Source organism: Aminobacter carboxidus (assembly GCF_014863355.1).
Taxonomy (GTDB): domain Bacteria; phylum Pseudomonadota; class Alphaproteobacteria; order Rhizobiales; family Rhizobiaceae; genus Aminobacter; species Aminobacter carboxidus.
The window spans coordinates 296829-321281 of the sequence record NZ_JACZEP010000004.1; the positions used below are offsets into that span (position 1 = coordinate 296829).

Here is a 24453-nt window from a genome sequence, read left to right on the forward strand (position 1 = left end):
TCTAGGCGATTAGGCAAATGCCAGAGGCTTTTAGAGCCTCCGGGTCACCATCTCCACGCGGAAGCACTCGATGACATCGCCAGCGCGCATGTCTTCGTAGTTCTGGAAGGCCATACCGCATTCCTGGCCGACCGGCACTTCGGAGACTTCGTCCTTGAAGCGCTTGAGCGTCTTGAGCGTGCCTTCGTGGATGACGACGTTGTCGCGGATCAGGCGGACACCCGCACCGCGTTCGACCTTGCCTTCGGTGACACGGCAGCCCGCGACCTTGCCGGTCTTCGTGATATTGAAGACTTCGAGGATCTCGGCGTTGCCGATGAAGGTTTCGCGGCGTTCCGGCGACAGCAGGCCCGACATCGCATCCTTAACGTCATCCACGAGGTTGTAGATGATGTTGTAGTAGCGGATCTCGATGCCCTGCTGCTCAGCGGCGTGGCGCGCCTGCGCATTGGCGCGGACGTTGAAGCCGATGATTGCCGCACCCGACGTCTCGGCGAGCGTGACGTCGCTTTCGGTGATGGCGCCGGCGCCGGAATGGACGATGCGGGCGCGCACCTCGTCGGTACCGAGCTTGTCGAGTGCTGCGATGATCGCTTCGACCGAACCCTGCACGTCACCTTTGATGATGAGCGGGAATTCCTTGAGGCCGGACGACTGCAGCTGCGACATCATCTGCTCGAGCGAGCCGCGCTGGGTGGCGTGCTTGGCGACAGCCTTGTCACGGGCCAGACGCTGGCGGTACTCGGTGATCTCGCGGGCACGGGCTTCGTTGTTGACCACCGCGAAGCGGTCGCCAGCCTGAGGCGTGCCCTGGAGGCCGAGAATCTCAACCGGCATCGCCGGCGGAGCCTCTTCGAGACGGTTGCCACGATCGTCGACCAGAGCGCGGACGCGGCCCCACTGGTCGCCGGCGACGAGAATGTCGCCTGGCAGCAGCGTACCGGTCTGGACCAGCACGGTCGCAACCGGGCCGCGGCCCTTGTCGAGCTTGGCTTCGATGACCACACCCTCGGCCGTACGGTCGGGGTTGGCCTTGAGGTCGAGAACTTCGGCCTGCAGCAGGATCGCTTCGAGCAGCTTGTCGAGATTGGTGCCGTTCTTCGCCGAAACCTCGACGTCGAGCACTTCACCGCCCATCGATTCCACGAAGACTTCGTGGCGCAGCAGTTCGGTACGCACCTTCTGCGCATCAGCCGACGGCTTGTCGATCTTGTTGATGGCAACAATGATCGGCACGCCGGCAGCCTTGGCATGGCTGATCGACTCGATGGTCTGCGGCATGACGGAATCGTCGGCCGCAACCACCAGGATCGCGATGTCGGTCGCCTGGGCACCACGGGCACGCATCGCCGTGAAGGCGGCGTGGCCGGGAGTGTCGATGAAGGTGATCTTCTGACCGTTCTTCTCGACCTGATAGGCACCGATGTGCTGGGTGATACCACCGGCTTCGCCCGAAACGACGTTGGCCTGACGGATCGCGTCGAGCAGCGAGGTCTTGCCGTGGTCGACGTGGCCCATGATGGTGACGACAGGCGGACGCGTAACCAGCGTCTCGCTGTGATCGGCGATGTCGAACAGGCCTTCTTCGATGTCGGACTCGGCGACGCGGCGAACCGTGTGGCCAAATTCGGAAGCGATCAACTCAGCCGTATCGGCGTCGATGACGTCGCCCGGCTTCAGCATCTGGCCTTGCTTCATGAAGAACTTCACGACATCGACGGCACGTTCGGACATGCGCTGAGCCAGTTCCTGGATGGTGATCGTCTCAGGAAGGATGACCTCACGCACGATCTTCTCGCGCGGCTCGTTGTGCATCGCACGCTTGAACTTCTCCTGACGACGACGCATCGCCGACAGCGAACGCGAACGGGCGTCGCCATCCCCCGAAGTCAGTGCCGTATTGAGCGTTAGCTTGCCGCGACGACGGTCTTCTTCCGTCTTGGTCTTGGCCGGACGGGCAACCTCGGGGGTAGCAATGCGGCGGATCGGCGAAGCTGCTGCCGAACCGGGGCCAACGCGACCCTTCGGCTTGGCTTCCACTTCGTCGGGCACATTGGCCTCGAGTGCTGCGGCAGGCGCACGGCGGCGCGCTTCGTCCTCGGCGCGGCGGCGGGATTCGGCCTCGGTCTTGAGACGGGCTTCTTCCTCGGCCTGGCGGCGAGCCGAATCCTCGCGCTCCTTGCGGCGGCGCTCGTCTTCTTCGGCGCGGCGGCGCGCGTCTTCGGCAGCGCGGGCACGATCTTCCTGTTCACGCACGACCGAGCCTTCGAGCGCGCGACGACGCGCATCCATCTCGCTGCGCGACAATGAGTTCAGCACCATGCCCGAGCGCTCGGGCTGGCGCGGCGCAGGCCGCGATGCTTCTTTCGCAACGGGCGCAGGAGCGGGAGCTGGCGCAGGTGTCGGCCGGGGAGCAGGAGCCGCCGCGACTGGCGTCGAAACAACCGGCGCCGCCGCCACAGGCGCAACCGGCGCCGCTACCGGAGCGGGCGCTGCTGCTGGCTGAGGCTTGGGCGCAAACACCGTCGCTGCCGTCGGCGTCGGCTCGTGCTTGTCGCCGGGCATGGAGAACTTGCGCTTCTTCGTCTCCACGACGACCTGCTTTGTGCGGCCGTGCGAGAAGTTCTGGCGTACCGTTCCCTGCTCCGATCCCGGGCGCTTCAGCGTCAAGGTCTTCTTCGGAGTGACGCTCAACGTGTTGTCATCGCCCGATTTAGTGTCGCTCATTCCATATCCTCTGCGGCATCATCGTCGTAGGCAATCGCCGCAATCATTGCCAGATCATCCGGGGATCCGCCCCGATATCGGTCAAGCGCAACCATGCGCTTCGCGACCGCCTTGCCCGCTTCTCCCGCGAGGACGGCAGCATGTATCACATTTGTTGCCCCCAATGCCAAACCCAATTCGGCTTCCGAAAAAAGTTTATAGGCAGGCGTTGCAGGCCCGCCGATATGCACTGTGGCCTTGCGGGCCTGGGTAATCTTGCGGACGCCGTCCTCGGCGCCCTCGTAAGCATGGAGTACTAAAAGCGCCTTGCCGGCGCGGACCGTCGAGTCGACCTTGGCTGCACCTAGTGCCACCAGACCGGCCTTTCGGGCAAGCCCGAGCGCGCCAAGTGCTGACCTGACGAGCAGGTTGTCCACCATGGCGCCCAAATCGGGCGGCACGACGACCTGCGCCTTGAAGGCGCGGGCAAACATGCCCTTGGCCTCGGCCTTGTCGATATGTAGGCGGTCGGCCGTCACCCAGCAACCGCGGCCGGGCAGATTTCTCTTGAGGTCCGGAAAAACGGTCGAATCCGGGCCGACGACGAAACGGATAAGATTATCCGGTTCGGCGCTCTTGCGCGTGACGATGCAGGTGCGATCGTTCATCTCGTCCAAGGGGTTCTCCGGCCGGCCTCACGTCACTCACCGGCGACGTCGGCTGGCTCTTCCTCGGACGCAATCTCGTCCTCGGAAATCCAACCAACCATGCGTCGGGCAGCAACGACCATCTGTTCTGCATCGGTGCGCGACACGCCGTAGTCGGCAAGCACGCCTGGGAAGAACTTGGTCTCTCCGTCCTTGCGTTCCTTCCAGCCGACGAGATCGTCGGCGGCATAGCCGGCGAAGTCCTCGACCGTCTTCACACCATCATTGCCGAGCGCCACCAGCATTGCAGTGGTGATGCCGGGGATCTCGCGCAGCTCGTCCTGGACGCCGAGCGCCTGACGCTTCTCGTCGTGCTCGGCTTCGATCTTGCCGAGATATTCGCGGGCGCGGGTCTGGATCTCGGAGGCGGTGTCCTCGTCGAAGCCGTCGATCGATGCGATTTCGTCGGCATCGACGTAGGCGACTTCCTCAACCGAGCTGAAGCCTTCCGATGCCAGCACCTGGCCGACCATCTCGTCGACATCGAGCGATTCCATGAACAGGGTCGAACGCTCGACGAATTCCTTCTGGCGGCGCTCCGACTCTTCCTGCTCGGTGAGGATGTCGATGTCCCAGCCGGTCAGCTGCGAAGCCAGACGCACGTTCTGGCCGCGACGGCCGATGGCCAGCGATAGCTGATCGTCAGGAACCACGACTTCGATGCGCTCTGCGTCTTCGTCGAGAACGACCTTGGCGACTTCAGCCGGCTGCAACGCGTTGACGATGAACGAGGCAGCCGAAGGCGACCATGGAATGATGTCGATCTTTTCGCCCTGCAACTCGCCGACGACGGCCTGGACGCGCGAGCCACGCATACCAACGCAGGCGCCGACCGGGTCGATCGAGCTGTCACGCGAGATGACGGCGATCTTGGCGCGCGAACCGGGATCGCGGGCAACCGACTTGATCTCGATGATGCCGTCATAGATTTCAGGCACTTCCATGGTGAACAGCTTCGCCATGAACTGTGGATGGGTACGCGACAGGAAGATCTGCGGACCGCGCTGCTCGCGGCGCACGTCGTAGACGTAAGCGCGGACGCGGTCGCCGTATTTGTAGTTTTCGCGGGGGATCAGCTCGTCGCGGCGGATGATCGCTTCGCCACGGCCGAGATCGACGATGACGTTGCCGTATTCGACGCGCTTGACCGTGCCGTTGACGATCTCGCCGATGCGATCCTTGTATTCGTCGTACTGGCGGTCGCGCTCGGCTTCACGCACCTTCTGGACGATGACCTGCTTCGCCGACTGGGCGGCGATGCGGCCGAAATCCATCGGCGGCAGCTGTTCGGCGATGAAGTCGCCGAGCTGCGCATCGGGATTGCGTTCGCGTGCCGAGCTCAGCGCGATCTGGATGGCGTAGTCATCGACCTTCTCGACGACTTCCATCAAGCGCTGCAGCTTCATCTCGCCCGTGTTCGGGTTGATGTCGGCGCGGATGTTGGTCTCTTGACCATAGCGCGAGCGCGCTGCCTTCTGGATCGCGTCGGCCATGGCGGCGATGACGATCGACTTGTCGATCGACTTCTCGCGGGCGACCGCATCGGCGATCTGCAGCAGTTCGAGCCTGTTGGCGCTTACAACCATTGTCTTTCTCCCGGAGCGTCCGGCCGGATCAGGTCCAGCCGTTGGGCTCTATCAATCTTCCGTTTCGGTTTCTTCGTCTTCCGGCGCATCTTCGGGTTCGCCGCGACGCTTCCGTGCTTCCTTGCGCGCCTGATTGTCCTTGCTCAGGGCATCGCGAATGAGATCGTCGGTGAGGATCAGCCGTGCCTCGGAAATTGCCTCGAAAGGCACACGCACGGTCGGCTCCTCGCCATAGGCAGCCTGGTCACGCTGGATCAGGACACCTTCTTCGTCGACCTCGGCGATCTTGCCGCGGAAGCGCTTGCGGTCGGCAACCATGACCGAGGTCTCCATCTTGACGATGTGACCGATCCAGTTGCCGAAATCCGACTTGCGGACCAGCGGCCGGTCGATGCCCGGCGACGAAACTTCGAGATGATACGCCTTTTCGATCGGATCATCGACATCGAGAGCAGGCGAAACCGCGCGGCTCACTTCTTCGCAATCCTGGACGGTCATGGTGCCGTCTTCGCGCTCGGTCATGATCTGCAGCGTCAGCCCGCTCTGCCCCGACAGGCGGATGCGAACGAGGCGGAAGCCGATCGCGCGAAGGACGGGCTGAACGATCAGAGCGATGCGGGCGTCGATGCCGGTCTCGCGGATGATGCGGTCATCGCCTGTCTGTTCGACTGCGTTTTCGGTCATAGAATCTCCAGACGGTCGGCAGGTAACAAAAAAGAGCGGGACCGGGTGGACCCACTCTTCGTCATACCGACCAAGAATTTGAGGCTGATATAGCCGAAGGCGGCGCGCCTTTCAAGTCCTGTGGCCGGCAGCGTCCACTGCCACCTGTTTAGCCGACCATTGCGCCAGCTGCATGGCAAACATGCGCAGACACCCCTACCGCTTCCCTTTGCGTCACCTATATTTGCTGCGTTGCACAAGAAATGATGATGCGATGCAAAACAGGATAAAGAGATGAACACCCGCAAGCCCCTTGGCCGCATTGGCGAACTGGTCCGCACCTTTGGTAGCGCCGTCGCTGCCGCAGCAGCCGTCGAACGCGGTCATCGCCCAACAAACCAGGACCTGGTGATGCTCGGCATCGACCCGCTCCACTACGACCGCATTCGCAAATACTGAATACAGGCATTCAGGGTAGAGAGCGCACCGCTGGACGCGTCATTGGCGATTGCCGAGATGTGACCAGCCGGGCAGTGCTCCGGAGCGGCCGGTTATCTTGACCGTCGCTCTGTCCCTGGGTCTTCCGCCTCGCTGTCGAGGCAAGCAAAAAGCCGAGGCCGGTATTCCGGACCTCGGCTTTTTTTCGACCGAACGGTCTCAGTCTTCGTTGGCGCCGAGCTGGGCCAGCACCTTGCCGCGGCCACGGGCGCGCAGGTAGAGCGGCAGCAGCACGGCCGTCGCAGCCAGCAGCAGAAGCACGATCGCAATCGGCGAATGCACCAGGATCGTCGGGTCGCCCTGGCTGATCGCCAGCGCGCGGCGCAGTTGCTGCTCCGCCATCGGTCCAAGGATCAAGCCCACGACCACGGGCGCAATCGGATAGCCGAAGCGGCGCAGGCCATAGCCGAGCAGGCCGAATGCCAAAAGCATGCCGAGCTCGAACGTCGAGGGGTTGGCGCCAATGGTGCCGAGCGTCGCAAACAGAAGAATGCCCGAGTAGAGCCAGGGCAGCGGGATCGTCAGCAGCCGGACCCAGACGCCGATCAGCGGCAGATTGAGCACCAAGAGCATCAGGTTTGCGACCAGCAGCGAGGCGATCAAGCCCCAGACGAGCTGCGGGTTGGTGGCAAACAGCAATGGGCCCGGCTGCAAGCCGAACTGCTGGAAGCCGGCGAGCATGATCGCGGCAGTCGCCGTCGTCGGCAGGCCGAGCGTCAGCAACGGCACCAGCGTACCGGCAGCCGAGGCATTGTTGGCCGCTTCCGGACCAGCAACGCCTTCGATGGCGCCATGGCCAAACTCTTCAGGCTTCTTGGCCAGGTTCTTTTCCACAGAATAGGACAGGAAGGTGCCGATTTCAGCGCCGCCTGCCGGCATCGCGCCGATCGGGAAACCGATTGCGGTGCCGCGCAGCCACGGTTTCCACGACCGGCTCCAGTCCTCGCGCGTCATCCACACCGAACCCTTGATCGCCTGGATGGTCGAATCGCCGCCCTTGCTGGCGGCAACGCTAAGCGCTTCGCCGACGGCGAAGAGCGCAACCGCAAGTGTCGTCACCTCGATGCCGTCGAGCAGGTCGGGGATGCCGAAGGCCAGGCGCGCCTGGCCGGTCTGCAGGTCGATGCCGATCAGCCCGAGTCCAAGACCGATGAACAGCGCGGTCAGTCCGCGCAGCGTCGAGTCGCCGAAGGCGGCGGAGACGGTCATGAAGGCCAGGATCATCAGCGCGAAATATTCGGCCGGGCCGAAAGACAGCGCCATCTTGACGACTGTCGGCGCGATGAAGGCAAGGCCGATGGTGGCAAGTAGTCCGGCAACGAAAGAGCCGATGGCGGCAGTCGCCAGTGCCGGGCCGCCGCGCCCGGCGCGCGCCATCTTGTTGCCTTCGAGTGCGGTGACGATAGAGGCACTTTCACCCGGCGTATTGAGCAGGATCGACGTCGTCGAGCCGCCATACATGCCGCCGTAATAGATGCCGGCAAACATGATCAGCGAACCTGCGGGATCAAGCTTGTAGGTGACGGGCAAAAGCAGGGCGACGGTCAGTGCCGGGCCGATGCCGGGAAGCACGCCGACAGCCGTGCCGAGCGTCACGCCGATCAGCGCATAGAGCATGTTCATCGGCTCAAGTGCCGTGAGCAGTCCCTGCGCGAGCAGACCAAAGGTATCCATTTAGAGCCGAGCTCCCTTGATAATCGCTCAGAACAGCAGGTGTTCGAGCGGGCCGGCGGGCAGCGAGAGCTGCAGTCCCTTGGCGAAAATGACCCAGACGACGAAAGAAAGCACGATGCCGATGGGAATCGTCTTCCACAGCGGGCCGCGTCCGAAGGCGCGCGCCGTCGCTGCGAAGAGCAATGCGGTGGCGATCGAGAAGCCGGCTGCCTTGAGCAGCAGCATCTGCGCTGCAAGTCCACCAACGATCCACAGGATCGGGCTGATCTCCTGTTTCTCGCGCTCGGGAAAATCTCCGCGAAAAGCTTCGAAAACCGTCCAGATCGACAGGCCGAAGAAGGCCACAGCGATCACATAGGGAAACGTCGTCGGACCGACGCGGGCATAGCTGGCGCCGGCGCCATGGCTGGCGGTACTCCAGGCGATGACCACAGACACCGCCATCAAAAGGGCGGCGATGGCAAGCGCCGCCCAATCGGGGCGGCGCCTTTCTTGTTGCTGGCTGTCCAGGCTCATTTCACCAGGCCGATGTCTTTCAGGATCGCGGACGTCGCCTCGGTGTCCTTCTTCAGCTGGGCCGTGAAGTCGTCGCCGGCGAGGTAGGTGTTGGCCCAGCCCTTGTCAGCGAGAATCTTCGTCCACGAGGCCGAGGTCACCATCTTCTCGACGTCGGCGAGAACGGCAGCCTTCTGCTCGGCCGAGATGCCGGGAGCAGCAGCGACCATGCGCCAGTTCTGGATCGAGACGTCAACGCCGCCTTCCTTAAAGGTCGGGGCATCGATGCCTTCGACCTTGGCGTCGGACGAGATGCCGATGATGCGCAGCGTGCCGGCCTTGATCTGCTCGGCGAACTCGCCGTAGCCGGAAATGCCGACGGTCACCTGGCCGCCGAGGATGGCAGCAAGAGCCTCGCCACCGCCGGAATAGGCGATGTAGTTGACCTTGGTCGGGTCGACGCCGGCTGCCTTGGCAATCAGGCCGGCCGTGATGTGGTCGGTGCCGCCGGCCGAACCGCCGCCCCAGGACACCGCGCCTGGATCAGCCTTCAGCTTGGCAATGAGGCCCGCCATGTCCTTGATGTCGGACGCGGCCGGAACAACCAGCGCTTCGAATTCGCCGGTCAGTCGCGCGATCGGGGTGACCTGGTCGAGCGTGACGGGCGAGGCGTTGGTGAGGATGGCGCCGACCATGACGTAGCCGCCGACGATCAGCTGTGCCGGATCGCCATTTGCCTGGTTGACGAACTGGGCGAGACCGATGGTGCCACCGGCGCCCGGGACGTTGTTGACCTGGACCGAGTTGGAGATCTTCTCATCCTGGAGCGCGGTCTGCATCGAACGCGCGGTCTGGTCCCAGCCGCCGCCAGGCGCTGCCGGTGCCATGATCTTGTAGTCGGCGGCGGCGGCCGGCAGGGCAATCGCGCCCGCGATGATGGATGCCAATACGAACTGCTTCATTGCTGTTCCTCCCTTGCCCGCATGCGCGGGGCAAAATGCTTTTCAGTTTCGAAGCCCGCGCCTGAGGCAGCGTCCCGGAACCTGGGGAGAAGGAACTGGCCGGCCTAAGGGCCTGCCATGACAGCAGCGTTTCCCGGCCCCTCTGCGCGGCGGTGAGAACCGCCGTCGGGTAGCCTTAGCGGAAACGTGTTCGAAGTCCTCCCGAACTTTCCGAGCCTCGCCGCCTCCAACGGATGGGCCAAAACTTCCCTATCGCAGCAACCTGACATCAGACTGACACCGATGCAACAGCTTGGGAACAACCTGCCGTCAAGGACTGCGCAGGGCCTCGTTCCAGTGCTCGATGACGCGCGAACGCTTGACCTGGTCGAGATAGACCATCAGGCCGGGACTGACCGGCACCGGGCGCAATTGCCCGCCCAGCACCTCCTGCATCCGGTTGGCAGTGTTTTCACCCGAAACCTCCGGGTTGACGGCAGCGATCTGCAATTCGCGCGCCATCACCGTCTGACCCTCGGCCGACATGAAGTATTCGAGATAGCGGCGGCCAAGGTCGGGCGACTTGGCGGCGGCCGGCACCAGGCCGATGCGCGACATGACCACCGTGTAGTCCTTGGGCAGGACGATGCCGACATCGGGATTGCGCGCCGCCCAGTCGGCGGCATAGGAGCCCAATATGTTGTAGCCGAGCACGAAGCGGCCGTCGGCGATGCGTTCGAGGATCGCCCCGCTGGTCGAGTAGAGCTTCACCCCCGCCGCCCCCATGGCGCGGATCACCGACCAGATGTCGGGATACTGCTCCTGGTCGCGTGCCATGAACATGAAGCCGACGCCGGAGCGCTCGATGTCGTAGGTGGCTATGCGGCCATAGACCTTGTCGCCCTGGGTCTTGAGAAAGTCGACAAACTGCCCGCGCGTCGCCGGCGGCGGGGCGTCCCTGAAGCTCGGCTTGTGGTAGACGAAAACTGCCGGCTCGTAGGTCAGCGCATAGGCGGTATCGCGCCAGTTGGCCCAGCGCGGCCAGCGCTCGGACAAAGGCAGCCGGCTTTCCTGGGCGTAACCATCATTGGCGAGCTTGACCTGGAGGTCCATGGCCGAGGAAAAGGCGATGTCGGCGGTGCCCTTGCCGGTGTCGGTCTCGGCGACGACGCGGTCGTAGATGTCAACGGTCTGGAGATCCTCGTACCTGACGGCGACACCGGGATTGGCTTTCTGGAAGCCTTCGATCATCGGCTTGGCCAATGGTGCGTCGAGCGAGGAATAAACGACGAGCGTGCGCGCGTCCGAAGCGCCATTGAGTGCCGGAAAGACGGTGACTTCGGCCCGTGCGGGCACCGAGAGGCAAAGAAGGGCGGTGAAGATGGCCAGGCGCATGATCGCCGGACCATGCAACAGCAGAGCCCGCCGCACAACGGCGAAGCACTGACGATGCACATCGCAGGCTCTGGACCTTTGATCGGCGAATGGGCATCGTCCTGACGGGGCGGGCAAGGAGCATACGGGTGCGCATTCTGGTGGTGGAGGACAACGCGACGCTGGCCGGGGGGCTGGCGGCGGTGCTCAAGGGCAGCGGCTATGCCGTCGACGTCGTCGGCGACGGCGCGTCCGCGGTGGCGGTTCTGGCCACCGAGCGCTTCGACCTCGTCATCCTCGACCTCAACCTTCCCGAGATGGACGGCCTGGACGTGCTGCGCACCATGCGCGGGCGCCAGCACGATGCGGCAGTGCTGATCCTGTCAGCGCGCCACTCGCTCGACGAGCGGGTCAAGGGGCTCGACCTCGGTGCCGACGACTACATGGTCAAACCGTTCGACGTCGGCGAGTTGGAGGCCCGGGTGCGCACGCTGTTGCGTCGCCGCGCCGGGCTCAAAGCAGCGACAGTCACCTTCGGCGAGGTCGCGCTCGACCTCAACACGCGCAGCTTCTCGTCGCGGGGCGCTGCCATCGACATTCCGGCGCGGGAACTGGCGCTGCTCGAAACCCTGTTCATGCGCGCCGGCAAGGTCGTCGCCAAGCAGGCGATCATCGAATCGCTCGCTGGCTTCGACGAGGACCTGAGCGCCAACGCCATCGAGCAATATGTCAGCCGCCTGCGCAAGCGCCTCGCCCCTTACGGCCTGACGGTGCGGACAGCACGCGGCATCGGCTATTATCTCGAAAAGATCCAAAGCCCCTGATGCCGCGGACGAGGCTCTATTCGCTCCGCCGCCGGCTGCTGTTGTGGCTGCTGGTGCCACTCGTCACCATCGGCCTGATCGCGCTCGCCGACACCTACCGCGAGGCTGTCGATACGGCGAATGCCGTCTCCGACCGCGTGCTCGCCGGCTCGGCGCTGGCCATCGCCGAACGCGTGGTGGTGGCAGAGGATGGCGCGCTCGAGGTGGATATCCCCTACGTCGCGCTCGAAATGCTGACCTCTGCGGCGCAGGACCGCGTCTTCTACCGCGTCGACGGGCCTGACGGCTTCATCACCGGCTACCAGACGCTGCCGGTGATCGAGGGCCTCGACCAGGAGGAAAGCGGCTATGCCGACGCCAGTTTCCGCGGCGAGCCGATCCGCCTGACCTCGCTGTCGCGCGCCGCCTCGACGGGCGCAACCTCGATCCCTTTCGTGGTCACCATCGCCGAAACGACGATCGCCCGCACCCAGCTGGCGCAGACCATCCTGCTGCGCTCGGCACTGCGGCTCGCCATCCTGATCGGCAGTGCGGCAGCCATCGTCTGGTTTGCCGTTACCTTCTCGCTTCGCCCGCTCTACCGGCTGCGCGACGCCATTGCCGAGCGCAATCCCGACGATCTCCACCCGATCGAGCAATCGGTGCCCAAGGAGGTGCGCGGCCTTGTCGACACGGTCAATTCCTTCATGGGCCGGCTCGGTTCAGCACTTGGCGCGATGCGGCATTTCACCGGCAATGCCAGTCATCAGCTGCGCACGCCGCTGACCATCATCCGCACCCAGCTGGCGCTCGCCTCGCGTGCCCACTCACTCGAGGAAGCGCGCCGCGCCGCCCGCATCGGCGACGAGGCGGTGGCGCATGCCGAGCGCGTCATCGCCCAGTTGCTGCTGCTCGCCAAGGTCGACGAGGCGGCAACCGACAGGCTGAAGAACCTCGGCGCGGTCGACCTGACCGAGCTTGCCCGGCAGCTCACCGCCGACCGCGTCACCCAGGCCCACGCCGCCGGCATCGACCTCGGCTTCGAGGGCGAAGAGGCGCTCTACCTGCGCGGCGAACCGATGCTGCTCAGCGAGATGATCCGCAACCTGATCGAAAACGCGCTGTCATATGCCGGCAGCGGCGCCGAGGCGACCGTCAAGGTGCTCGACGGCGGCACCGACGTGGTGCTGGAGGTCGAAGACACCGGACCGGGCATTCCGGCGTCAGAACTCGAAAGCGTGCGCCAGCGCTTCGTGCGCGGGCGCGAGGGCGACAAGCCCGGTGCCGGCCTCGGCCTGCCGATCGTCGAGGAGATCGCCTCACTGTTTGGCGGACGGCTGGAGCTTTTGCCAGGCGCGGACGGACGCGGGCTCAGGGTGCGGGTGGCATTCGGCAAGGCGGAGGGGTGAAGGCTCCTACCGCCCTTTTGGAGGCCTACCCGGCGAGGGAAATCAGTGTTTGGCGAGACGCGCTTGCCCTGCAAATGCCTCGACTAGGGTTTTTGTCCAATCGGTGCCGTCGCTACGCTAGTCTACAGCCATTGCGGCATGGATTCCCGACACTCTCCGCTCGTTTCACTCGCTCACGAGATCGGGAATGACGGGCTTCATGTGTCTTCAACGCTAATCTCCAACGCTTGCGTTTCGGCGATTGCCAGTCAACCTCGCGCATATGCACACCGTCGATCTGCTTATGCCAAACGCAGCGATTGGACATTTGCTGAGGGGTCTCCCACAATTCCGTCATTCCCGACCTCGTGAGCGAGTGAAACGAGCGGAGAGTGTCGGGAATCCATGCCGTGACGCGGAAGACAAGCACTGTCGGTCCCAGCCTTACGGCCGGGCTTCCTGCCCCGTCCAACACCTTAACCCTCCCCTTCGGTGCACCACCCGGCGCTCGCTATGGCTCCGGGCGCTCGTCGTAGGAAAAGGCAATCGTTGGCTTTCCTCGCCATTGGCCACCACTCCTCACCCCACGAGGGAGAAGGGGTGCCGCCGCCTAAACCCTGATGAACGTCAGATACGCCGGGGTGCGGTTTTCGCGGATCGCCTTGGCTTCGTAACGGGTGCGGGTCCAGCCCTCGTAGGGCGTGTGCCAGTCGGCGGCGTCGGCGGCCTGCCAGTCGAAGGCAGGATGGGCGCGGCAGTGCTGCAGCGTCCAGTTCACATAGGTGTCGATGTCGGAGGCAAAGCGGAACTTCGCGCCGGCCTTCAGCACGCGGGCGAAGCGGTCGAGATTGACCGGGCTGACGAAGCGTCGCTTCCAGTGCTTCTTCTTGCGCCACGGGTCGGGATAAAGCAGGTCGATGCCGTCGAGCGAGGCCTCCGGCAGCCAGTCGAGCAGTTGGGTAGCGTCTTCGTCATAGAGGCGGATATTGGCGAGCGGCTTTTCATGGAGCGCTGCCGCCATCTTGGCCATGCCGTTGACGAAGGGCTCGATGCCGATGAAGCCGTCACCGGGATTGTTCGCGGCGAGATGGCGAAGATGCTCGCCGCCGCCGAAACCGATCTCGAGCCGGACTTTCGAAACCTCGGCTTCGAACATGGTGCGGAGATCGGCGGGAGCGGCCACGCCAAGGTCGATGCCAAGGCGGGCCAATCCAGTTTCAAGCGCATCCGCCTGATACGGGCGGATGGCCTTACCGCGCCGACGCCCGAAAAAGGCTTCGCTGGTGCGAGTGCGGCGCGGTTCTTGTTCCATGAAAACTACGGTCGCCTCAGGCGGCGACCGCATCCTTGAGAGCCTTCACCAGGTCGGTCTTTTCCCACGAGAAAGAACCGTCGCGACCAGCCTTGCGGCCGAAATGGCCGTAGGACGAGGTCTTGGCGTAGATCGGCTTGTTGAGGTCGAGGTGACGGCGGATGCCCGACGGCGACAGGTCCATGACCTGGCGCAGCGCGTCTTCCAGCACCGCCTCATCGACCTTGCCGGTGCCGTGCAGGTCGACATAGACCGACAGCGGCTGGGCAACGCCGATGGCGTAGGATAGCTGGATGGTGCAGCGCTCGGCAAGCTTGGCAGCAACGACGTTCTTTGCGAGGTAGCGCGCGGCATAGGCTGCCGAACGGTCGACCTTGGTAGTGTCCTTGCCGGAGAACGCGCCGCCGCCATGCGGAGCTGCGCCACCGTAGGTGTCGACGATGATCTTGCGGCCGGTCAGGCCGGCATCGCCGTCTGGACCGCCGATGACGAACTTGCCGGTCGGGTTGATGTACCAGTTGCAGTCATTGGCGATCTCGAGTTCGCCAAGGGCTTCGCGGATGTAAGGCTCGACGACCTTGCGGACCTTGCCCGAATCCCAGCTGCCGTCGAGGTGCTGGGTCGAAAGCACGATCTGCGTGACTTCGTGGGCCTTGCCGTCCTGGTAGCGCACGGTGACCTGGCTCTTGGCGTCAGGACCGAGCTTGCCGGCATCGCCCTTGTTTTCGTGGCGGGCAGTGGCAAGCAGTTCCAGTATCTTGTGGCTGTAGTAGATCGGCGCCGGCATCAAATCAGGCGTCTCACGGCAGGCATAGCCGAACATGATGCCCTGGTCGCCGGCACCTTCTTCGCCCTGGCGGTCGGAAGCGCTGTCGACGCCCTGGCCGATGTCGGGCGACTGGCCGTGCAGCAGCACGTCAATGCGGGCGGTCTTCCAGTGGAAGCCGGCCTGCTCGTAGCCGATGGCGCGGATGGCCTTGCGGGCCACCGACTTGAACTTGGACGGGTTGACGACCGGATGGCCGGCGGCGTCCTTCACGATCTGGCCGTTCTTGTCTTTCTTCAGCAGCGTGTCCGGCACGCGAACTTCGCCGGCGATCACGACGCGGTTGGTGGTTGCCAGAGTTTCGCAGGCAACGCGGACCTTCCACGGATCCATGCCGGTCTTTTTGGCTTCACGGTAGACGAGATCGACGATCTCATCGGAAATGCGGTCGCACACCTTGTCGGGGTGACCTTCGGATACGGACTCGGAAGTGAAGAGATAATTCTGCCGCTGCACGGGATGTCCCCTCTGGAAAGCGACCGGCGCGATGCCGATCATTTGGCGCGACACGTGTTAGCGAAGCGTGCCAGACCTCGTCAAGCAGGCTTTCGTCGCGGAAGCACTGTTAATGCGAGGGAGTGGCGACGGCGCATCGCCGTCGCACTCGCGCACCGGCCCGAAGATCAGAACCGATTTTCAGAAAGCACGCTGCACTGTTTAGGTAGTCGGGGCGCCGCTTGCGCATCCGGTCGGACGCCCGGCGCCCCGATTCTACTGGTCTTCGTCGTCGGCCAGGACCTTAGCCAACTCGATTACCTTGCGCCGAACCTTGGGGTTGGAAATCCGGGCAAAGGCGCGGTTGAGCTGAAGCCCTTCGGCGCTCGAGAGAAAATCGACCACAAAAGACGTGGACGAGTCTTCCGACAGGCCTTTGTGCTCGCTGCCCTCGGCGCCAGGGGCATCCTCGAAGAAGAAGGCGACCGGAACGCTCAGGATCTGAGCGATGGCTTGCAGGCGACTCGCTCCGACTCGGTTGGTTCCTTTTTCGTACTTCTGGATCTGCTGAAAAGTAATACCGAGGCTCTCTCCAAGCTTCTCCTGGCTCATCCCTAGCATATTGCGTCGCAGGCGAATGCGTCCGCCGACGTATACGTCGGTCGGATTTGGCTTTTTCTTGTTCTCTTTTTCCACTGTCTTTCCTCGCCGGATTTTTCCAGCTTATTATTTGGGCAGGTAACCCATTTCAGGGCAGTTTATGACGCCCGGGTGTGGACGTTGATTGGCACAGCTTCTGGCTGCGCGGCGACATATGAGTTTCTAACAACCGCAGTGTCAATTCGCCCTGAGCCTCTGTCTGAGCTTCAAGCCACTTGCCGCAAGGGCAATCAACAACATGATCAGGAAACCGTTAACGCGCGAAAGCGGCGGCGAGGCAGCGCCAATGGCGGCCACCGGAAGCGAGACATCGATGGTGCCGCGAACATTCATCGCAAGTGCATCCACAACTCGCCCGCTTGGGTCGATAATGCCGGAAATTCCTGTGTTGGCCGCGCGCAGGACCGGCAACCCGTTTTCGACCGCGCGGACCTGCGACTGCCGGAAATGCTGGTACGGACCCGGAGTGTCGCCAAACCACGCGTCGTTGGTCACGTTCACAATAATCCCAGTTGACGCTGCGTCAACTGCAACCAGACGGGGAAAGATTATTTCGTAGCAGATGAAGGCCGATGCCTTGAGCCCGCCGGGCAGGTCGAGCGGCCGCCGATTGGCACCGGCGGAGAAATTCATCGGCCCGGCGACGAGTTGCGTCAGCCCGATCCGCTCCATCAGGCCGGCAAACGGGATGTACTCGCCGAAAGGAACGAGATGGACCTTGTCGACGGCGTCGACGATCTCACCCTTGTCGTTGATGCTGACGACCGAATTGTAATAGCGCGCTTCCTCGCCGGCACCCGATTCGCCTTCGGCGCGTACCGTACCGGCCATCAGCGTCTGTCCGTCGCTCAGCATGTCACCGATCGCCACCAGCGCATCCGGCCGCTCGGTGAACAGGAACGGCACCGAGGTCTCAGGCCAGATGACAAGGTCCGGCTTCTTCGCACCCGCCTTGGGCGCCTCGGCCGAGAGCTGCAGCATGCTGGCAAAGATTCGGTCGCGGACGCGGCCATCCCATTTCTCGCTGAGGTCGATATTGGGCTGGACAATGCGGACGTTGACGGTCCGCTCCACCGGTTGGGCGGGCCTGGACAGCTTGAAATAGCCATAGCCTGCATGGGCCGCGGCCAGCACCGCGACCAGCGCGAAGCCCAGCTTGAGATTGCGGCGATCGGCGAGCAGCGCCGGCATGGCGAAGACGAACACCGCCAGCACGTTCATGCCGGTGACGCCTGTTATCGTCACGCTCTGCATGAACAGCGGCATCGGCATGGCGGCAAAGCCGAGAGGGTTCCACGGAAAGCCGGTGAACAGGAAGGTGCGCAGCCACTCGATCAGGCCGAAGGCGAAGGCTAAAGCCGCGATGCGGCCAATGCCGTCGCTCCACAACAGCCGCGCCAACGCGGCGGCAAAGCCATAGAAGAACGCCAAGATCAGCGGGATGCCGACAACGGCAAAGGGCAGTGCCCAGGCAAAACTCTCGGCTTCGACCAGAAGCGCGCCGCCGACCCACCACAGCCCGGCCAAGAAGTAGCCGAAACCGAACCACCAGCCAGTGGCGAAGGCCGGCATGAGGCGACGCAGGAAGCCTGCCGGGCTGTCGGCGACGGCACCGTCGAGCAACCAGACCAGGATCGGGAATGAGACGAAACAGGCGGCGAAGAAATCATAGGGCGCCTGGCCCAGGACGGCAAAGGCGCCGGCCACAAAGGCGACAAGCGCCCTTTTCCATCCCCACAGCAGAATTATCCGCCCAGCGTGGCGCTCCATCCGTGCCCTCGTCGCAGAATCACGGATCGAAGGTGTAGCAGCACCGCAAGGCGGCACCAAATGGCGGACCGCCCGAAAACAGGCTCACGCCTGTTCAGCCTTGGCGCGACGGCGACGCTCGCTCTTGACGCTGTGGACGATGCGGACGCGCTTGACGCGGCGCGGGTCGGCATCGAGCACATGGAACTCGAAGCCGGGGATCGCCTGCACCACTTCGCCACGCGCCGGCACGCGGCCGAGCGCGTTGAAGATCATGCCGCCAATGGTGTCGACATATTCGCTGTGCTCGCCGGGCGAGAATTCCTCACCGAGGACCTTGGCGACTTCCTCGATCTCGGCCTTGCCGTCGACGACATAAACGCCGTCGCCGGCCTGGGTGATCATCGGCTCGTCGTCGTCATGCTCGTCTTCGATGTCGCCGACGACCATCTCGACGATGTCTTCGAGCGAAACCAGCCCGTCGGTACCGCCATATTCGTCGATGACCAACGCCATCTGGGTGCGCGTCGCCTGCATGCGGGTCATCAGGTCCGACGCCAGCATGGAGGGCGGCACGAACAGCACCGTGCGGATCAGGTTCAGTTCGCCGATGTTGCGCTTGAGGTCGACCTGGGCGAGGTCGATCTGCACGTCGGCGGGCTGCGGCGTCTTGCGCGCCCTGCCCTTCTTGACGCGGGCGCCGCGGGTGATGTGGGCGAGCACGTCGCGGATGTGGACCATGCCGCGCGGATCGTCGAGCGTCTCGACATAAACCGGCATGCGCGAATGGCCCGACTGTTCGAACACCGCAAGCAGCTCGCCAAGTGTCGTCGACAGCTCGATCGCCTCGATGTCGGCACGCGGCACCATGACGTCCTCGACCCTGACTTCGCGGAGCCGAAGGATGTTGTTGAGCATGGCGCGTTCGCCGGGCGAAAACGAATCAGCATCGCTGCCGGTTTCGGCCAGCGCGTCGACAATTTCCTCACGGATATTGGTGCCGTTGCTGCGGTGGCGGAAAAGCCTGGTCAGCCGCTCGATGAAGGATGGCCTATCGGCCTGGGGGTCGTGCGTCGCTGGTAACGGCGCACTGCTACTAGGTCCGTCCTCGGTCTGGTCGGAGGCTCTTGCCGCGGTTCCCGTATCGGGCGTGGCGGCAGTCTCTTGCTTGTCGTTCATCGTCTTCCGGTCGTTGTTCGTCCCTGTTACGCGTAGGGATCGGGAATGGCAAGCCTCGCCAGAGCCTGGCGCTCCAGGGCCTCCATCTCCTCGGCCTCCTCGTCGGTCTCGTGATCATACCCCAAAAGGTGCAGGAGTCCGTGGATTATGAGGTGGGTGATGTGGTTTTCGAGCGGCTTGCCTTCAAGCTCGGCCTCGCGCACGACGGTCTCATAGGCAAGCACGATGTCGCCGAGCATCGGCGGCAGCGGGTCGCCCGGCGCCATCGGAAAGGCCGGGAACGACAGCACGTTGGTCGGCTTGTCCTTCTGGCGCCATTCGGCGTTGAGGCTCTGGATGGCGTCGTCGTCGGTAAAGACGAGGCTCAGTTCGACGCCGTCGATGACCTCGACCTCGGCCTCGGCCAGCGCGACAGGCACGGCGCGGTCGACAAGCGCGCGAAGCGCGTCCTCGCTTGGCCAGGCGCCTTCCTCGATCATCAGGTCGATGTCGAGAGCGCCCGCGGCGGCGGACGCCATTGTCTTGTTGTCAGGCATAACCAAAACCGTTCCCGATCAACCCTCGGTGCCAAGGCCGCGAGCGACCTTGCCGTCACGGTCATAGGCCCGGACGATCTCGGCGACGAGCGGATGGCGGACCACGTCGGTGTCGTTGAAGCGCACCGTCACCGCGCCCGGCACGCCGTCGAGAATGCGCAGCGCCTCGACCAGGCCCGACTTGGTGTTGGGCGGCAAGTCGATCTGGGTCGGATCGCCTGTTATGATCATGCGCGAGTTCTCGCCGAGACGCGTCAGGAACATCTTCATCTGCATCGAGGTGGTGTTCTGCGCCTCGTCGAGGATGACGGCCGAATGCGCCAGCGTACGGCCGCGCATGAAGGCCAGCGGCGCGATTTCGATGACCTCGGCGGCAATGGCGCGCTCGACCTTGTCGGCCGGCATCATGTCGTAGAGCGCGTCATAGAGCGGGCGCAGATAGGGATCGACCTTTTCCTTCATGTCGCCGGGCAGGAAGCCCAAGCGCTCGCCGGCTTCGACCGCCGGACGCGACAAGATGATGCGCTCGACCATGCCGCGTTCGAGCAGCATGGCGGCATGCGCCACCGCGAGATAGGTCTTGCCGGTACCCGCCGGGCCGATACCGAACACCAGCTCCGAACGCTCCAGCGCCCGCATATAGGCGTCCTGGTTCAGCGAGCGGGCATAGATGGTGCGCTTGCGCGTCGATATCTGGGCCGCGGCCATCTTGCCCTTGCGCTCCAGCGTCGGCAGCGTCAGCTGATCGTCGGGAGCAACCGAAATGCGAACCGCCCCGTCTACGTCGGATTGCGCCACTTCGCCGCCTTTCTGCAGGATGGCATAAAGATGATCGAGCGCGCGACGCGCCTGCTCGGCAGCGGTGGCGCTGCCCTTGATGGTCAGCTGGTTGCCGCGCGAGCGTATGTCGACGCCGAGTTTCTGTTCGAGACGGGCCAGGTTCTCGTCGAACTGGCCATATAGCGCACTGGCTAGCTTGTTGTTGTCGAAGGTCAGTACGATGTGCGCCATGTCAGACGCCCCGGAGGGCAGGTTCTTGAGTTCAGCAGCGCTCAACCGTCTCTCCTCATCTGCCGTACGGCCGATCAGACCGCTTCGGCGAACAGGCTGTTGGTGCCTGTCTTCGTGATTCGCACATCAACAATGTCACCGATTTCGCCGGCCTTTTCATCAACAATAACCGGCTGCAGCCAAGGCGAACGTCCGACGATCTGTCCGGGCTCGCGGCCGGGCTTTTCGATCAGCGTCGATATGGTCTGCCCGACCAGCCCGTCGGCGAAGGCGTGCTGCTGCTCGGTGATCAGCCTTTGCAGCCGCTGCAGGCGCTCGTCCTTGAGCTTTTCCTCGACATGGCCGTCCATGTCGGCGCCCGGCGTGCCAGGACGCGGCGAATATTTGAACGTATAGGCCGAGGCGTAATTGGTGGCTCGCACGATCTCCATCGTAGCCTCGAAATCCTCATCCGTCTCGCCCGGAAATCCGACGATGAAATCGCCCGACATGGCGATATCAGGACGGGCAGCGCGGATGCGCTCGATCAGCCTGAGATAGTCCGCAGCCGTATGCCTGCGGTTCATCGCCTTGAGGATGCGGTCCGAACCCGACTGCACCGGCAGATGCAGGTAAGGCATCAGTGCCGCGAGATCGCGATGGGCCGCGATCAGCTCGTCGTCCATGTCGCGCGGGTGGCTGGTGGTATAGCGCAACCGGGCAATGCCGGGGATTTCGGCGAGGCGGTAGAGCAGGCGCCCCAAACCCCATTCCTTGCCGTCGGCGCCTTCGCCGTGCCAGGCGTTGACGTTCTGGCCAAGCAGAGTGACCTCGCGCACGCCGGCCTCGGCAAGCCGCTCGGCCTCGGTGACGATCTGGGCGACTGAGCGCGACACTTCCGAACCCCTGGTATAGGGCACTACGCAGAAGGTGCAGAATTTGTCGCAACCTTCCTGGACAGTCAGGAAGGCGGTGACGCCGCGCTTGGCGACCTCGGCCTTGCGCGGCTGCGGCAGGTGCTCGAACTTGTCTTCGAGCGCGTATTCGGTCTCGACAACCTTCTGGCCGCCACGCGCGCGCTTCACCACTTCGGGCAAGCGGTGATAGGTCTGCGGCCCGACGACCAGATCGACCGCCGAAGCACGGCGAAGAATTTCGCGACCCTCGGCCTGGGCGACGCAGCCGGTGACGCCGACGATCAGTTCGCGGCCGCTCTGCGCCCGCTCGGCCTTGAGCTTGCCCAGACGCCCGAGCTGCGAATAGACCTTTTCGGCGGCCTTTTCCCTGATGTGGCAGGTGTTGAGCAAAATGAGGTCGGCGTCGTCGATCGTCTCGGTCGCGGCATAGCCGTCGGCGGCGAGCGCATCGCTCATGCGCTGCGAGTCGTAGACGTTCATCTGGCAGCCATAGGTCTTGATGAAGACCTTCTTGGCAGCGTCAGTTGCTGCGGCGGCAGTGCCGGCCGGCATGATTTCAGCGATATCGTCGATGTCCATGCGGCGCCTATTAGCGCCTTTCCGCGGCAAAAAACAGACGGTTTGGGCCCGACGCGTCGGCAGCTGCCTGCCGCATGGCATTCTAGCGCGCCGGCGCCGGCTGAGCGAGCGACTGCAGCATCATTTCGCGGACCCGCTCTTCCATCAGTCGCGTTGCTTCCTTGCGGCTCGACTTGGCCGAGAAGTCGATCGGCTCGCCGAAGCGGATCTCGACGTCGAGACCGCCTTCGGCCAGCAACTGGCCGACATGCGGCACCAGGTCCATGTCGCCGATCCAACTGGCGAGCGGACGATGCTGGCGGCCGAGCGGAATGCCATGGATGCGGGTATAGGCGATCGACACCGGCTGGATGACGACGTGCTCGGCGGCCCCTTCGGCAATCGCCATCGACGCCGCGCCAAACAGCGTGCTCTTGAACGGCAACAGCATGTTGCCGTCGCCGGTGCTGCCTTCGGCGAACAGCACCATGGCGTTGCCGGCAGCGAGGCGCCGCGCGATCTCGCTGGCCTGGTCGCCCGATTTGCGCTTGCGCTCGCGCTCAATGAAGACGGTGCGCTGCAATCGCGACAGGAAGCCGAAGATCGGCCAGCCGTTGAGTTCCGACTTGGCGATGAAGGTGACATCGAACCTCGAGCCGAGCGCCATGATGTCGGTCCACGAGATGTGGTTGGACGCAATCATCAGCGGCCGGGTCTTGACCATCTCGCCGACGACATGCACGCGCATGCCCAGCGCCTTGAGCATGGCGCGGTGCCAGATCTTCAGGATCACGGTTTCCGGCCACAGGCCGGTCTTCATCGAGATGACCTGCAGCGGCACGAGCACCAGCGAGGCCGCAACCATCCAGAAGAGCGCGAGCCCCGTACGGATCTTTCCGATCATGTAGTGCTCAATGCCCTTTTTAACTGTTGAGCATGATCTTGTCCGAAAACCGGTAGCCACTTTTCGGGATCATGCCCAGCGCATCAGCTCGAAAATCGGAATCGATTTTCGAAAAGCACGATGCGCCGATTCAACCATCTAGAGCGTCCTTTGTGCGTCCAACCGGACGCACGGCGCTCCAGGGGCATCTGGCTAGCGAAGATCGAGCCGCATGACAAGCGCGCCCGTGGCCCCTTGCGCCGACTGGTAGTAGTTGGGGCGCTTGCCGACCTCGTGGAAACCGAACTTGCGGTAGAGACCGATCGCCGGCGCATTGGTCTCGTCGACCTCGAGGAACAGCGCCTCGGCGCGCTGGGCGTGCAACTCGCGCAGCACCGCATCCATCAGCCGCCAGCCCAGGCCATGGCGGCGATGCGAGCGCGACACCGCGATGGTCAGGATTTCCGCCTCGCCGGCTGCGAGACGGGCCAAAACGAAACCGGCGGGCGCTTCGGCGCCATGGCCGATCTCGCGGGCGGCAAAGCCGAACACCGTGTCCTGCTCGAGCAACGCCGAAAACTCATCGCCCGACCACGGCCGGACGAAGTCCTCGCGATGCAACGGGGCGATGTCAGCACTGTCGCCTGTTGTCAGGAGTTCGAGGGCGTAGTCACGCTTCAGCGGCCAGAACGGCAGTTTCATTTCTGTTCCCTAGGCAGCACGAAGCCAGCCTGCGGCTTGGCATCTGGTGCTCTCAGATAAATCGGCTTCGGACGCTCGCCATCACCAGGCTTGCCGGCGGCGAGACGGGCATAGGTGCCGATGTCGGCGGTGGCCGAGATCGGGCCAAGCTGCAATGCCTTGTCCACCCCGACCGCATTGGCAATCAACAGGGCTGCGGTTCCTGCAAGCGCCAGCGGCGTGGAAGAGGCGATCTCAACGGCCTCGGCCAGCGACAGGACGGCAGGTTCGCGAAGAGCCTTTCCGTCCGCATCGTAAAGTGCCGCATGAAGCTCCTCGCGCCCCGCATCGAGCGCTGCCAGCACCTTCATCGGCCCGAGCGCGTGGCGTGCTTCATATGCCAGCGCTTCAAGCGTGGTGACCCCGACTGCCGGGATCTTCAGCGCCAGCGAAAAACCGCGCGCCGCTGAAACGCCGACACGCACGCCGGTGAACGAGCCCGGGCCGGTGGTGACGGCGACGCGGCCAAGATCGGCATAGGTCTTGCCGGCCTGTGTCAAAGCCTCCTCGATGACGGCCATCAAATGCTCTGCGTGGCCCTTGCCCAGATCACGCACGGAACGGCCGAGCTCGCGGCCGGCGTCGACATCATGGACGCTGGCGGCACAGAGGCTTGCGGCGCAGTCGATGGCGAGGAGGATCATGATGCGGGCCGCCTAGGTTTTGTCAGGGCGTGCTTCTTCGCACCCCCCTCTGGCCTGCCGGCCCTCTCCCCCGCTAGGGGGGAGATTGGCAGCGTCCACGTCCCCACTGATCCCGCAATCGTGCTGATTGGCGAAGGCCTGCGTGACAGCTGATCTCCCCCCTTGCGGGGGAGATGCCCGGCAGGGCA

General features: G+C 63.9%; 22 protein-coding genes. 3 read left to right on the plus strand and 19 right to left on the minus strand.

Annotated features, from left to right (window positions below; genetic code table 11):
- Positions 1-30: 30 nt before the first annotated feature.
- From infB to rimP, 4 genes are read right to left on the minus strand one after another with little or no spacing between them, the layout of a single operon-like run.
- The gene (gene infB, locus IHE39_RS15725) at positions 31-2727 is read right to left on the minus strand and encodes a translation initiation factor IF-2 (protein ID WP_184773225.1); all 2697 of its coding nucleotides are present in this window, start codon (positions 2725-2727) and stop codon (positions 31-33) included.
- Positions 2724-3374: an RNA-binding protein gene (locus IHE39_RS15730; RefSeq protein WP_192567204.1), complete on the minus strand. Its 651-nt coding sequence runs from the start codon at positions 3372-3374 to the stop codon at positions 2724-2726. The genes infB and IHE39_RS15730 overlap by 4 nt, the downstream gene beginning before the upstream one ends.
- Before the next feature lie 32 nt (positions 3375-3406).
- Entirely contained in the window at positions 3407-4999 is a 1593-nt protein-coding gene (gene nusA, locus IHE39_RS15735; RefSeq protein WP_184773223.1) for a transcription termination factor NusA, read from the minus strand.
- Between the two features lie 51 nt (positions 5000-5050).
- A complete protein-coding gene (gene rimP, locus IHE39_RS15740) occupies positions 5051-5683 on the minus strand; it encodes a ribosome maturation factor RimP (protein WP_184773222.1) in 633 nt (210 codons plus the stop codon).
- Between the two features lie 273 nt (positions 5684-5956).
- Here rimP and IHE39_RS15745 point away from each other — a divergent pair, with 273 nt between their 5' ends.
- Positions 5957-6121, plus strand: a complete 165-nt coding sequence (locus IHE39_RS15745) for a hypothetical protein (RefSeq protein WP_184773221.1) — start codon at positions 5957-5959, stop codon at positions 6119-6121.
- Between the two features lie 198 nt (positions 6122-6319).
- Here IHE39_RS15745 and IHE39_RS15750 read toward each other — a convergent pair whose 3' ends face one another.
- The 4 genes from IHE39_RS15750 to IHE39_RS15765 all read right to left on the minus strand — a co-directional run bounded on the left by IHE39_RS15750 (position 6320) and on the right by IHE39_RS15765 (position 10665).
- Positions 6320-7834 carry a tripartite tricarboxylate transporter permease gene (locus tag IHE39_RS15750; RefSeq protein ID WP_192567103.1) on the minus strand — a complete coding sequence of 505 codons (1515 nt, stop codon included), beginning with the start codon at positions 7832-7834 and terminating at the stop codon, positions 6320-6322.
- Between the two features lie 27 nt (positions 7835-7861).
- Positions 7862-8350 (minus strand): tripartite tricarboxylate transporter TctB family protein, encoded by a 489-nt coding sequence (locus IHE39_RS15755; protein WP_184773219.1) that lies wholly within the window; start codon positions 8348-8350, stop codon positions 7862-7864.
- Positions 8347-9291, minus strand: a complete 945-nt coding sequence (locus tag IHE39_RS15760) for a Bug family tripartite tricarboxylate transporter substrate binding protein (protein ID WP_192567104.1) — start codon at positions 9289-9291, stop codon at positions 8347-8349. Before IHE39_RS15760 ends, IHE39_RS15755 begins: the two co-directional genes overlap by 4 nt.
- A 309-nt stretch (positions 9292-9600) precedes the next feature.
- Positions 9601-10665: an ABC transporter substrate-binding protein gene (locus IHE39_RS15765; protein WP_184773217.1), complete on the minus strand. Its 1065-nt coding sequence runs from the start codon at positions 10663-10665 to the stop codon at positions 9601-9603.
- Between the two features lie 128 nt (positions 10666-10793).
- Here IHE39_RS15765 and IHE39_RS15770 point away from each other — a divergent pair, with 128 nt between their 5' ends.
- Positions 10794-11468, plus strand: coding sequence for a response regulator (locus IHE39_RS15770; protein ID WP_184773216.1), 675 nt, complete (start codon positions 10794-10796; stop codon positions 11466-11468).
- Complete coding sequence (locus IHE39_RS15775) at positions 11468-12856, plus strand: sensor histidine kinase (protein WP_192567105.1); 1389 nt, start codon at positions 11468-11470, stop codon at positions 12854-12856. Before IHE39_RS15770 ends, IHE39_RS15775 begins: the two co-directional genes overlap by 1 nt.
- 589 nt (positions 12857-13445) lie before the next feature.
- On the opposite strand, the gene trmB is transcribed toward IHE39_RS15775, so the two are convergent.
- From trmB to tsaB, 11 genes are all read right to left on the minus strand, one after another.
- Positions 13446-14147 carry a tRNA (guanine(46)-N(7))-methyltransferase TrmB gene (gene trmB, locus IHE39_RS15780; RefSeq protein ID WP_192567106.1) on the minus strand — a complete coding sequence of 234 codons (702 nt, stop codon included), beginning with the start codon at positions 14145-14147 and terminating at the stop codon, positions 13446-13448.
- A gap of 16 nt (positions 14148-14163) precedes the next feature.
- Positions 14164-15471 carry a methionine adenosyltransferase gene (gene metK / locus IHE39_RS15785; RefSeq protein WP_192567107.1) on the minus strand — a complete coding sequence of 436 codons (1308 nt, stop codon included), beginning with the start codon at positions 15469-15471 and terminating at the stop codon, positions 14164-14166.
- A 213-nt stretch (positions 15472-15684) separates the two neighbouring features.
- The gene (locus tag IHE39_RS15790; RefSeq protein ID WP_184773211.1) at positions 15685-16104 is read right to left on the minus strand and encodes a helix-turn-helix domain-containing protein; all 420 of its coding nucleotides are present in this window, start codon (positions 16102-16104) and stop codon (positions 15685-15687) included.
- Between the two features lie 141 nt (positions 16105-16245).
- Positions 16246-17838, minus strand: a complete 1593-nt coding sequence (gene lnt, locus IHE39_RS15795; RefSeq protein WP_192567108.1) for an apolipoprotein N-acyltransferase — start codon at positions 17836-17838, stop codon at positions 16246-16248.
- A gap of 84 nt (positions 17839-17922) precedes the next feature.
- Complete coding sequence (locus tag IHE39_RS15800) at positions 17923-18996, minus strand: hemolysin family protein (RefSeq protein WP_192567109.1); 1074 nt, start codon at positions 18994-18996, stop codon at positions 17923-17925.
- Positions 18997-19022: 26 nt separating this feature from the next.
- The gene (gene ybeY, locus IHE39_RS15805) at positions 19023-19532 is read right to left on the minus strand and encodes an rRNA maturation RNase YbeY (RefSeq protein WP_192567110.1); all 510 of its coding nucleotides are present in this window, start codon (positions 19530-19532) and stop codon (positions 19023-19025) included.
- An 18-nt stretch (positions 19533-19550) separates the two neighbouring features.
- Positions 19551-20543, minus strand: a complete 993-nt coding sequence (locus tag IHE39_RS15810; RefSeq protein ID WP_434781320.1) for a PhoH family protein — start codon at positions 20541-20543, stop codon at positions 19551-19553.
- A 74-nt stretch (positions 20544-20617) separates the two neighbouring features.
- The gene (gene miaB, locus IHE39_RS15815; RefSeq protein ID WP_192567111.1) at positions 20618-22018 is read right to left on the minus strand and encodes a tRNA (N6-isopentenyl adenosine(37)-C2)-methylthiotransferase MiaB; all 1401 of its coding nucleotides are present in this window, start codon (positions 22016-22018) and stop codon (positions 20618-20620) included.
- A gap of 82 nt (positions 22019-22100) precedes the next feature.
- A complete protein-coding gene (gene olsA, locus IHE39_RS15820) occupies positions 22101-22901 on the minus strand; it encodes a lyso-ornithine lipid O-acyltransferase (protein ID WP_192567112.1) in 801 nt (266 codons plus the stop codon).
- 192 nt (positions 22902-23093) lie between these two features.
- Positions 23094-23582: a GNAT family N-acetyltransferase gene (locus IHE39_RS15825; protein WP_184773199.1), complete on the minus strand. Its 489-nt coding sequence runs from the start codon at positions 23580-23582 to the stop codon at positions 23094-23096.
- Positions 23579-24265, minus strand: a complete 687-nt coding sequence (gene tsaB / locus IHE39_RS15830) for a tRNA (adenosine(37)-N6)-threonylcarbamoyltransferase complex dimerization subunit type 1 TsaB (protein WP_192567113.1) — start codon at positions 24263-24265, stop codon at positions 23579-23581. Before tsaB ends, IHE39_RS15825 begins: the two co-directional genes overlap by 4 nt.
- Between the last annotated feature and the right edge of the window lie 188 nt (positions 24266-24453).

Bases quoted from the DNA above. Each gene is read 5' to 3' on its own strand.
- infB (WP_184773225.1), bottom strand. From the start codon at position 2,727: ATGAGCGACACTAAATCGGGCGATGACAACACGTTGAGCGTCACTCCG.
- IHE39_RS15730 (WP_192567204.1), bottom strand. From the start codon at position 3,374: ATGAACGATCGCACCTGCATCGTCACGCGCAAGAGCGCCGAACCGGAT.
- nusA (WP_184773223.1), bottom strand. From the start codon at position 4,999: ATGGTTGTAAGCGCCAACAGGCTCGAACTGCTGCAGATCGCCGATGCG.
- rimP (WP_184773222.1), bottom strand. From the start codon at position 5,683: ATGACCGAAAACGCAGTCGAACAGACAGGCGATGACCGCATCATCCGC.
- IHE39_RS15745 (WP_184773221.1), top strand. From the start codon at position 5,957: ATGAACACCCGCAAGCCCCTTGGCCGCATTGGCGAACTGGTCCGCACC.
- IHE39_RS15750 (WP_192567103.1), bottom strand. From the start codon at position 7,834: ATGGATACCTTTGGTCTGCTCGCGCAGGGACTGCTCACGGCACTTGAG.
- IHE39_RS15755 (WP_184773219.1), bottom strand. From the start codon at position 8,350: ATGAGCCTGGACAGCCAGCAACAAGAAAGGCGCCGCCCCGATTGGGCG.
- IHE39_RS15760 (WP_192567104.1), bottom strand. From the start codon at position 9,291: ATGAAGCAGTTCGTATTGGCATCCATCATCGCGGGCGCGATTGCCCTG.
- IHE39_RS15765 (WP_184773217.1), bottom strand. From the start codon at position 10,665: ATGCGCCTGGCCATCTTCACCGCCCTTCTTTGCCTCTCGGTGCCCGCA.
- IHE39_RS15775 (WP_192567105.1), top strand. From the start codon at position 11,468: ATGCCGCGGACGAGGCTCTATTCGCTCCGCCGCCGGCTGCTGTTGTGG.
- trmB (WP_192567106.1), bottom strand. From the start codon at position 14,147: ATGGAACAAGAACCGCGCCGCACTCGCACCAGCGAAGCCTTTTTCGGG.
- metK (WP_192567107.1), bottom strand. From the start codon at position 15,471: ATGATCGGCATCGCGCCGGTCGCTTTCCAGAGGGGACATCCCGTGCAG.
- lnt (WP_192567108.1), bottom strand. From the start codon at position 17,838: ATGGAGCGCCACGCTGGGCGGATAATTCTGCTGTGGGGATGGAAAAGG.
- IHE39_RS15800 (WP_192567109.1), bottom strand. From the start codon at position 18,996: ATGAACGACAAGCAAGAGACTGCCGCCACGCCCGATACGGGAACCGCG.
- ybeY (WP_192567110.1), bottom strand. From the start codon at position 19,532: ATGCCTGACAACAAGACAATGGCGTCCGCCGCCGCGGGCGCTCTCGAC.
- IHE39_RS15810 (WP_434781320.1), bottom strand. From the start codon at position 20,543: ATGGCGCACATCGTACTGACCTTCGACAACAACAAGCTAGCCAGTGCG.
- miaB (WP_192567111.1), bottom strand. From the start codon at position 22,018: ATGGACATCGACGATATCGCTGAAATCATGCCGGCCGGCACTGCCGCC.
- olsA (WP_192567112.1), bottom strand. From the start codon at position 22,901: ATGATCGGAAAGATCCGTACGGGGCTCGCGCTCTTCTGGATGGTTGCG.
- IHE39_RS15825 (WP_184773199.1), bottom strand. From the start codon at position 23,582: ATGAAACTGCCGTTCTGGCCGCTGAAGCGTGACTACGCCCTCGAACTC.
- tsaB (WP_192567113.1), bottom strand. From the start codon at position 24,265: ATGATCCTCCTCGCCATCGACTGCGCCGCAAGCCTCTGTGCCGCCAGC.